Source organism: Runella limosa DSM 17973, assembly GCF_000482465.1.
Lineage (GTDB): Bacteria > Bacteroidota > Bacteroidia > Cytophagales > Spirosomataceae > Runella > Runella limosa.
Genome location: NZ_AXVJ01000111.1, coordinates 1 through 1,141, shown reverse-complemented (window position 1 = coordinate 1,141; position 1,141 = coordinate 1). Strand labels below are relative to the sequence as shown.

Genomic DNA, 1,141 nt, shown 5'->3' with positions numbered 1-1,141 from the left:
CCATTTCACGTTCGGCGATTATCTCCATACGTTTTCAGTTGGTAAACCCTAGCCGCGCCGAAAGCTCCCTCCAATGCAAAATTGGCGTCAATGGCAAGTACGCCACTGAGTTTGTAGTTGAGCGTAACATCCGAACTGTCAATTGGGCGCAAAAGCTCCAAAAAATGCTTGACGACTCCGAAGAATCGGCGCTCCTTAACCAACGACTGGCTTTCATCAAAAGCGAAATTAAAAAGGCCGAAATGAGGCTCCGACTCGACGGCCGTCCCATCACCGCAGCTTCCATCAAAAATGCGTACCTCGAAGCCCAGGGCGTGATAAAAGTTGAACCAAAACCCGTCGTCGTCAAACGGCCAACGTTTCACGACTGTTTCAGAGAGTTTTACCACAAAAAATCAACCCAAAAAAGAAAGCCCATCACCGAGCGTACCCGACAAAGCTATTGGCGGTACAAAAACAATTTGGATAAGTACATGAAGTTTTTGCAGGTAAAGAAACTGTATGCGGACCAAATCACCCACGAATGGGCCGAACGTTACCTCGATTGGCTCATTGACACTGCCAAGTTTACCAATGACTACGCAAACAATAATATCCAGCTTCTAAAAAGTGTGTTACAAATGGCTGAAAATTCGCATCTAATCGACAAAAACCTATTGAAGGGTTATAAACTCTTTGACAATAATTTCTACGACACTGCCCACCTTACCATAACCGAAGTCCATAACCTTGTGAATGCCGATTTTTATAGCCTGGTCATTCATGAAAAAACAACACAGGCACTTCGTGAAGAAGCAGACATTTTTGTTTTTTCATGTTTCACTGCCCAACATCACTCCGACTTAAAGGAACGTAACTACGAACTTTTCAAGCATCCCACCGATGGGCGTATATGGCTAAAAGGTAAAAGAATAAAAACGGGGGTCGCCTATTCGATGCCACTTCACCCTATTGCTCTGGCTATCGTTGACAAATATGGGGGAATCAATAATTTACCCGTAAAAGCGAACACCAATCGTAATGACCATCTGAAACACATTGCTATCCATTGTGGTATCAAGATACGTTTGACGACCAAAGTAGGCCGTAAAACTTTTGCCAATTACGCGTTGAATACGCTGCGTATGCGCGAAGAAACCGT

Annotated in this window: 1 protein-coding gene; it reads left to right on the top strand. The window is 44.2% G+C overall.

What is annotated here, in order from left to right:
* Positions 1 to 1,141: phage integrase SAM-like domain-containing protein (locus K339_RS0109980; protein ID WP_028523441.1), on the top strand; the 1,141-nt coding region annotated here is incomplete at both ends.